This is a genomic window from Leucobacter soli, assembly GCF_042659205.1.
In the GTDB taxonomy this organism is placed as follows: domain Bacteria; phylum Actinomycetota; class Actinomycetes; order Actinomycetales; family Microbacteriaceae; genus Leucobacter; species Leucobacter soli.
Genome location: NZ_JBHSRW010000106.1, coordinates 1 through 8,123, shown reverse-complemented (window position 1 = coordinate 8,123; position 8,123 = coordinate 1). Strand labels below are relative to the sequence as shown.

Annotated in this window: 9 protein-coding genes; 6 read left to right on the top strand and 3 right to left on the bottom strand. The window is 70.8% G+C overall.

Features of this window, described 5'->3' with window-relative positions; all coding sequences use genetic code 11:
* A partial coding sequence (locus ACFPZL_RS07980) for a threonine aldolase family protein (protein ID WP_382335049.1) occupies positions 1 to 534 on the bottom strand: 534 nt, incomplete at its 3' end.
* A 133-nt stretch (positions 535 to 667) separates the two neighbouring features.
* Between ACFPZL_RS07980 and ACFPZL_RS07975 the strand changes: the two genes are divergently transcribed.
* The 5 genes from ACFPZL_RS07975 (at position 668) to ACFPZL_RS07955 (ending at position 4,579) form a co-directional block, all read left to right on the top strand.
* A complete protein-coding gene (locus ACFPZL_RS07975; protein ID WP_236021961.1) occupies positions 668 to 1,711 on the top strand; it encodes an FUSC family protein in 1,044 nt (347 codons plus the stop codon).
* Between the two features lie 98 nt (positions 1,712 to 1,809).
* A complete protein-coding gene (locus ACFPZL_RS07970; protein WP_218114562.1) occupies positions 1,810 to 2,316 on the top strand; it encodes a glutathione peroxidase in 507 nt (168 codons plus the stop codon).
* Positions 2,317 to 2,534: 218 nt separating this feature from the next.
* Positions 2,535 to 2,906: a GntR family transcriptional regulator gene (locus tag ACFPZL_RS07965; RefSeq protein WP_218114563.1), complete on the top strand. Its 372-nt coding sequence runs from the start codon at positions 2,535 to 2,537 to the stop codon at positions 2,904 to 2,906.
* A gap of 6 nt (positions 2,907 to 2,912) precedes the next feature.
* Positions 2,913 to 3,872 (top strand): ABC transporter ATP-binding protein, encoded by a 960-nt coding sequence (locus ACFPZL_RS07960; RefSeq protein WP_218114564.1) that lies wholly within the window; start codon positions 2,913 to 2,915, stop codon positions 3,870 to 3,872.
* Positions 3,869 to 4,579, top strand: coding sequence for a hypothetical protein (locus ACFPZL_RS07955; protein ID WP_218114565.1), 711 nt, complete (start codon positions 3,869 to 3,871; stop codon positions 4,577 to 4,579). Before ACFPZL_RS07960 ends, ACFPZL_RS07955 begins: the two co-directional genes overlap by 4 nt.
* A 75-nt stretch (positions 4,580 to 4,654) precedes the next feature.
* Here ACFPZL_RS07955 and ACFPZL_RS07950 read toward each other — a convergent pair whose 3' ends face one another.
* The gene (locus tag ACFPZL_RS07950; protein ID WP_218114566.1) at positions 4,655 to 5,173 is read right to left on the bottom strand and encodes a gamma carbonic anhydrase family protein; all 519 of its coding nucleotides are present in this window, start codon (positions 5,171 to 5,173) and stop codon (positions 4,655 to 4,657) included.
* Between the two features lie 116 nt (positions 5,174 to 5,289).
* Between ACFPZL_RS07950 and rmuC the strand changes: the two genes are divergently transcribed.
* A complete protein-coding gene (gene rmuC, locus ACFPZL_RS07945) occupies positions 5,290 to 6,813 on the top strand; it encodes a DNA recombination protein RmuC (protein WP_218114567.1) in 1,524 nt (507 codons plus the stop codon).
* Here rmuC and ACFPZL_RS07940 read toward each other — a convergent pair.
* Positions 6,788 to 8,123, bottom strand: a 1,336-nt coding sequence (locus tag ACFPZL_RS07940) for an aldehyde dehydrogenase family protein (protein ID WP_382335047.1), incomplete at its 5' end; no start/stop codon positions are given. The two genes, rmuC and ACFPZL_RS07940, sit on opposite strands and share 26 nt — an antisense overlap.

The window sequence follows — 8,123 nt, the reverse complement described above, 5'->3', positions numbered from 1 at the left end:
CGCGTGGGCCTGCTCCGCGAGCGCGCGCACCTCGTCGGGCGTGTAGCAGGTGCCGAACTCGGTGCTCTGCGAGATGGAGATCGCGAGCGGCTGCGCGCGGTGCTCGTCGCCCCAGCCCCACGCCTCGCGCGCGACGAGCTCGGGCGTGAGCTTGCCGTCCGCGGTGTCGAGCGGGAGCAGCTTGATCCCCGCCACCTTCTCGGGCGCACCGCCCTCGTCGACGTTGATGTGGGCCGACTTCGCGCAGATCACGGCGCCCCAGCGGGGCAGCGCGGCCTGCAGCGAGAGCACGTTCGCGCCGGTTCCGTTGAAGACCGGGTAGGCGACGGCGTCCCGCCCGAAGCGCTCGCGGACGACGGCGTCGAAGCGCGCGGTCCAGGGATCCGCCCCGTAGGCGGGGGCGTGGCCGACGTTCGCGGAGATCACCGCCTTGATGACCTCGGGGTGCGCGCCCGAGTAGTTGTCGGAGGCGAAGGTGCGGGGATGATCCACGGGGTCGGTGCTGACGGGGGATCCGGCTGCGTTCTCGTTCACGAGCCCACTGTAGAGCGTCCGGCGACGGAACGTCCGCGTCGCGGGGCGCGGGTCGGATCCGGCAACGGCGCGACGCCCGCCGCGGTGACCGGCGGGCGCGCCCGCGGGGATCCCCGTGTAGCAAGATGGTGGGATGACGATGTTCGCCGAGACGCTGCGGAGCCTCGTCCGTCTGCCCGCCGGGGTGCCGCCGAGACGATGGATCGCGCTCCGGGCCGCGCTCTCCTCGGGGATCCCGCTCGCGGTGCTGACCGCGCTCGGCCACGAGAGGATCGGCCTGCAGGTCGCCGCCGGGGCCTTTCTCGCCATCTACGGGGCGAACCGAAGCGCGCGGGATCGCGCCAAGCTGCTGCCGTTCGTCGCGGCAGGCATGCTCGCCTGCGCCGCCCTGGGCGCCTGGTCCGCGCCGATCCCGTGGCTGCACCTGTCGGGACTCGTCGCGATCGCCATCGCGGCGCCGGCGCTGGCGTTCGGGTACCGGCTGGGCCCGCCCGGCCCGGTCTTCTTCGTGATCCTCTACGGGCTCGCCGGCTACATCACCCACGCGGTCGACGGCGTGCGGGTCAACGATCCGCTCGTGTTCCTGCTGGCGGTGGCCGCCGGTGCGGCCTTCTCCTACCTGCTGGCGGTCGCGCCGCTGGTGCGGGCGGCCGAACGGGCGAAGCCCGGACATACCCTGCCCGAACTGCTGCCCGGGCCCTGGCTCGGGCACGACGAGCTCACGCTCGTCATGCGGTCGGGACTGGTTGCCGTGCTCGGCGTGCTCGTCAGCGTGCTGTGGCTCGACCCGCTCCGGGCCTACTGGCCGGTCGCGGCCGGGATCGCGGTGCTCGGCCTGGCCTCCGACCGCTGGCACGCGCTGGAGCGGGCGCTGCACCGCTCGGTGGGGACGGTGATCGGGGCCGGAGCGTTCCTGCTGCTCGTACCCGCCGCCGAGGTCCCTTGGCTGCTCGTGGCCGTGATCTTCGTCCTCCAGTTCGTGATCGAGATCATCGTCCCCCGCAACTACGCGCTCGCCCTCGTGTTCGTCACGCCCCTCGTCCTGCTGATCATCCAGGTCGCGAGCGGCGTCGGCGATCCCGGAGCGACGGCGGCCGAGCGCGTGCTCGACACCGTGATCGGCGCGGCGCTGGCATCGGCGGTCGCGCTCGTGATCCGACGCGAACGCCGCGCGTGATCGGCGGGCGGGCGGAACTCCTAGCGGATCCTCGGGGGCACGTGCCACGATGGAGGCGCGCGGCCCGTTCCGTCGCGTCGTCGAGAGAGGACCGAGCCATGAGTGCACTGCGCGAGATCGAGGTCGTGATGCCCGGCGGCGAGACCCGCCGATTCGGCGAGCTGGCGCCGGGCGCCGCACTCGTCGTCAACGTCGCCTCGAAGTGCGGCTTCACGCCGCAGTACGCCGGTCTCGAGGAGCTGCATCGCGAGTTCGGCCCGCAAGGCCTCGCCGTGATCGGCATGCCGTGCAATCAGTTCCTGAAGCAGGAGCCGGGCACCGACGGCGAGATCGCCGAGTTCTGCTCGGTGAACTACGGCGTCACCTTCCCGCTGCTCGCGAAGGGCAAGGTGAACGGCCGCCGGGTCGAGCCGCTCTACCGGGAGCTGCGCCGGGCGAAGGATCCGGGCGGGTCCGCGGGCGTCGTGCGCTGGAACTTCGAGAAGTTCGTGGTGGGCCGCGATCCCGCCGGCGATGGTCGCCCCTCGATCGTCCGCTTCCGTTCGGTGGTCGAGCCGGACGACCCGGCGCTGCGGGCCGCCATCGAGGCGGTGCTCCCCGCCTGAGGTCGTGCTCGCCTGAGGCCGTCCTCCCGGCCTGACGCGATTCTCTCCGGTCGCGGTGACCTCGCGCCCTCGCGCCCCTGCGGCCGCGCGGCCGTGCGAAGAGCGGGATCGCGCGATCCCGCTCTTGACAGATCATCGAGCAGTCTCTAGGTTGATTAGTGAAGTAATGAACCAGTGGGGTTGAAGTGATCCCGCAGAGCCCCGAGAAGAGGTGACACGTGTTCGACGACTCCCGACCCATCTTCCAGCAGCTCGCCGATCGCATCATCGGTGACATCCTGCGGGGCCGCTACGCGGAGGGTCAGCAGGTGCCGTCGACCAACGAGCTGTCGGGCTTCCTGCGCATCAACCCCGCGACGGCGGGGAAGGCGCTCGGGCTGCTGGTGGACCGGGGGATCCTCGAGAAGCGCCGCGGCATCGGCATGTTCGTCGCCGAGGGGGCGAAGGATCGCCTCACCCGGGAGCGCCAGGAGCACTTCGTCCACGACTTCGTCCAACCGCTCTTGGCGGAGGCGGCGGCGCTCGGACTGGACCGGTCCGAGCTGATCCGCCTCATCGACGCCGAGACTCCGACACCGAGAGAGATGTAGGACATCATGAACATCGCCATCGAGACCCGAGGGCTGACCCGGGTGCACGCCGAGACCCGTGCGCTCGACGACGTCACCCTGCAGATCCGCGCGAACACGATCACCGGCCTGCTCGGCCGGAACGGCGCGGGCAAGACCACGTTCATGTCGCTCGCCACGGCGCAGGATCGACCCACCTCCGGCGAGGTGCGCGTCTTCGGGGAGCAGCCGTTCGAGCACGGCAGCGTGCTGGAGCGCCTCTGCTTCATCCGCGACAACCAGCGCTACCCCGACGACTACAAGCTGAAGCACGCGCTGCGGGCGGCCCGCATCTTCTACCCCGAATGGGATCAGGCGTTCGCCGACGAGCTCGTCGCGATGTTCCGGATCCCCGAGAAGACGGTCGTGAAGAAGTTCTCGCGCGGCCAGTTCTCGGCGCTCGGCATCGTGCTCGGCCTCGCTTCCCGGGCCCCGATCACCTTCTTCGACGAGCCGTACCTCGGACTCGACGCCACCGCCCGCAGCTACTTCTACGACGTGCTGCTGCGCGACTACAACGCGCACCCGAGGACCATCGTGCTCTCGACCCACCTGATCGACGAGATGGACAAGCTGCTCGAGCACGTCGTGATCCTCGACCGAGGCCGCGTCGTGCAGAGCGCGGACGTGGAGGACCTCCGCGGGTCGGCCCACCAGGTCTCGGGCCGAGAGGCCGACGCCGAACGCTACGCCATCGGCCGCCGCGTCCTGCGGCGGCACCGCATGGGCGGTCTCGTGAGCCTCGTAATAGAGGGGCGGCTGACGGCTGAGGATCGCGCCGCGGCCGCGGCCGCCGACCTGGATCTCGGCACCGTCGGCCTCCAGGATCTCGTGGCGGCCTACGGCGCCGCCGAACCCGACGCGGACTCCGCTGCGGAGCCCGTCGGCGAACCGTTCGCGGGCAACGAGCCGACCGCGGACCGCGCACCGAAGGAGGCACGCTCATGAACCGCACGCTCAAGGTGGCCCGGCTGCACCTCAACAAGCCGATGTCGATGCTCGGCGTCCCCGCCCAGATCCTCGTCTTCGTGCTGATCGTCAGCGCGATCATCTCGTTCGCCCTCCAGCGCGCGGGCCTCGACCCGAACTCGCCCGAGTACGCGGTCGGCGCGCGCGGGAACGCGGGCATGGTCTGGTCGCTCCCCGGCTTCCTCATCTACTACGGCGTGCAGGCCGTCGCGACGACGCTGCCGTTCGCGCTCGCCCTCGGGGCGACCCGTCGCGCGCACGTGCTCGGCACAGCCCTCGCGAACCTGCTGCTCTCCGCGTACGTGGCGGTGATCATGCTCGTGCTGCTCTGGCTCGAGCTCGCGACGGATCACTGGTTCTTCGGCGTCTACGCGCTCGACAACTACGCGCTCGGATCCGGCGATCCGTGGACCCTCGTCATCACCGTGTTCATCGGGGTGTTCGTCTGCACCAGCATCGGCGGCGCGTTCGGCGCCGTGTGGGTGCGCTACGGAGGCAAGGGCCCGACCGTCGTGGCGATCGTGCTGGGTCTCGTCCTCGCCGTGCTGATCCTGATCTTCGTGCCGCAGGCCGCCGAGATCATCGCCGCGACGACGCCGACGATGCTGGCGGGCGTCGGGATCGGGATCGCGCTGGTGGCGCTGCTCGGCACGTGGGCGTGCATGCGCCGCACCGCCGTGCGGTAGGCAGCACCGTGCGGGAGGCCGGGCGGCCTCCGACCGGTGATCCTGCCGTGTGATCCGGTTGGAGGCGGCGGGCGCTTACAGGCCGGCGTCGCGGTAGTGCGACGAGAGCTTCTGGTACTCGAAGGCGTTGCTGCGGACGCGCTCGGCCATCTCCGGACCCATCGGGCCGCGATCCTTCGCCGGTACGCCGGCGACCAGGTGCCCGGCCGCGATCTCCTGCCCCTCCAGCACGAGGGCACCGGCGGCGACGAAGCCACCCTCGCCGACCACCGAGCGGTTCAGCAGTTTCGCGCCCATGCCGATGAGGCTGCCCGCGCCGATCGTGGCGCCGTGGATCAGCGCCAGATGGCCGACGCCCACGTTGTCGCCGATGATCGCCGGGATGTCGGTGTCGGTGTGCACCACGACGTTGTCCTGCAGGTTGCTGCCCGCGCCGAGTTCGATGCGGTCCATGTCGCCGCGGAGCACGGCGCCGAACCAGACGCTCGCACCCGGGCCGATGCGCACCTTGCCGATGATGGTCGCGTTCGGAGCGATCCACGCCGTCGGATCGATCTCGGGGTGGACGCCGTCGTAGGGGAGGATGAGAGCCATGACTCCACTGTAACGAGGCGGGGTCGATCGCGGGGCGGGCGACGTTTGTCGGTGGTCGTCGGTAGTGTCATTGACAGACGAACCGGCCGAGGCCGGCCTCATGGAACGGGGAGCATATGGAAACGCTGCTGACGGTCATCGCGGTGGTCAACCTGCTGATCGCCATCGCGGTGCTCATCTTCGTGCTGCGGGTGCGCGGTGCGGGGCGCGGCGACGACGGATCGGCCCGCGCGCTCGAGGCGCTGGTGCGCGAGGAGCTGCAGCGGCAGAGCGGTGAGATCCGGCGCGAGCAGCAGGAGCAGCGCTCGGAGCTGAGCCAGATGCTGCGCACGACGAGCGACGCGCAGACCGGCGAGCTGGCGCGTGAGCGCGAAGTCCGCGCGGTGGCGCACCGCGAGCTGAGCGAGACCCTCGGCAAGTCCCACTCCGAACTGAAGGGCACCCTCGAGCAGCGTTTCGACGTGCTGCGCCAGGAGAACGAGGCGAAGCTCGAGCAGATGCGGGTGGCGGTCGACGAGAAGCTGCAGGGCACGCTGAAGGCCTCGCTCGACGAGAACGCGAAGCGGATCCAGGCGCTGACCGACGCGAACGAGACGAGGCTCGCCGAGCTGCGCAAGACGCTGGGCGACGAGCTCGAGAAGCTGCGCCAGGGCAACGAGGCGAAGCTCGAGAAGATGCGCGAGACCGTCGACGAGAAGCTGCAGGGCACCCTCGAGAAGCGGTTGGGGGAGTCGTTCAAGCTCGTCAGCACCCAGCTCGAACAGGTGCAGAAGGGGCTGGGCGAGATGCAGACGCTCGCCTCCGACGTCGGCGGGCTGAAGCGCGTGCTGACCAACGTGAAGAACCGCGGCGGCTGGGGCGAGGTGCAGCTGGCGCGGCAGCTGGAGGACATGCTGAGCCCCGAGCAGTACGCCGAGAACGTGGCCATCAGGCCGGACACGGCCGAGCGGGTCGAGTTCGCGGTGAAGCTGCCCGGGCGCGGATCCGATGGCGGCGTCGACGACCAGCCGGTGTGGCTGCCGATCGACTCGAAGTTCCCGCAGGAGGACTACGAGCGGCTGCTCGCGGCCCAGGAGTCGGGCGAGAAGCCGTTGATCGACGCCGCCAGTCTGGCCGTCGAGCGCGCGATCGTGCAGCAGGCCAAGACCATCGCCGACAAGTACATCGCGCCGCCCTTCAGCACCGACTTCGCGATCATGTACCTGCCGACCGAAGGCCTCTTCGCCGAGGTCGTGCGACGGCCCGGCCTTGCGAGCCGGTTGCAGAACGAGTTCCACATCACGGTCGCCGGGCCGTCGGTGCTGATGTCGCTGCTGAACAGCCTCCAGCTCGGCTTCCGCACGCTCGCCATCGAGCAGCGCAGCAGCGAGGTCTGGAAGGTGCTGAGCGCGGCCAAGCTCGAGTTCCAGAAGTACGGCCAGGTCTGGGAGAAGCTGGGCAAGCAGCTGCAGACCGCCCAGAACACGGTGAGCGAGGCCGGTCGGCGCACGCGCGCGGTCGAGCGCAAGCTCCGGGACGTCGAGACCCTCGAGATCGGCGGCAGCGAAGGCGCGCTGCTCGACGAGATGCTGCCCGAGCTCGAGGAGTCCGTAGCGGGAGACGACCTCGCGGCCGCTACGCCGGACGGAAGCCCGTCGTAGCGGGCGGCGGGGCGTGCCGGATCATCAGATGCCGGGTCACCGAGTAGTCGAGCAGTGGTTCGATCGACATGTCCTTTCCGAAACCGGATCCCTTGACCCCGCCGTGCGGGGCCTCCGACGCGATCGGCAGATGATCGTTGATCCAGGTCACGCCGACGTCGAGGCCGTGGCTCACCCGGATCGCCCGTGAGACGTCCCGGGTCCAGATCGAGGACGCCAGGCCGTAGGCGCTGTCGTTCGCGAGCTCCAGCGCATCCGCCTCGCCGTCGAACGGGAGCGCGACCAGCACCGGCCCGAACACCTCGCCCTGCACGATCTCCGAGCTCTGCGCGGCGTCCACGACGAGGGTCGGCGGGTAGAAGTTCCCCCGCCCCTCCGGGACCACGCCGCCCGTGAGCACCCGCGCCCCCGCCTCCACCGCCCGGCTCACGAAGCCGTGCACGCGGTCCCGGTGCGCGGCGGTGATGAGCGGGCCGAGATGCGTGTCCGGATCCTCGGGCGGCCCCACCACGATCTGCTCCAGCTTCGTCTGCAGCGCGGCGACCCCCTCGTCGAAGCGCTCGCGCTGCAGGTAGACCCGGGTCGCCGCCGTGCAGTCCTGACCCGTGTTGTAGGTCGCGCCCAGCGCGATCGCATGCGCCATCGCGTCGATGTCGGCATCCTCGAACACCAGCACCGGCGCCTTGCCCCCCAGCTCGAGATGCACCCGCTTCACGCCCTCCACGGCCCCGCGCATCACCGCCTTCCCGGTAGCGGTCGACCCCGTCACGCTGACCATGTCGACCAGCGGATGCGTCACCAGCGCCTCGCCGACGTCGGCGCCGCCCGTCACCACGCTCAGGACACCCGCGGGAACACCCGCCTCGAGCGCCAGCTCCGCGAGCCGCAGCGTCGTGCGCGGAGTCATCGGGGCCGGCTTCAGCACGACCGCGTTGCCAGCCGCCAGCGCCGGCCCGGCCTTCCACAGCGCCATGATCAGCGGGAAGTTCCACGGCGCGATCCCCGCCACCACGCCGACCGGGCGGCGGGTGAGCACCGAGGTGTAGCCCTCGCTGAAACGTCCCGCCCCGGTGCCGTCGAGGGAGCGGGCGGCACCCGCGAAGAAGCGCAGATTGTCCGCCGCGAACGGGATCTCGCCGTCGTGGATCGTGGTGAAGGGCACGCCGCGCTCCTCCACCTCCATCCGAGACAGCTCGGCCGCATCGCGCTCGATCAGGTCGGCGAGGCGCAGCAGCACGAGTGCACGCGCACCCGGGGTCGTGTCGCCCCAGGCCGGCTGCGCCTCGCGGGCGCGCCGCACCGCGACATCC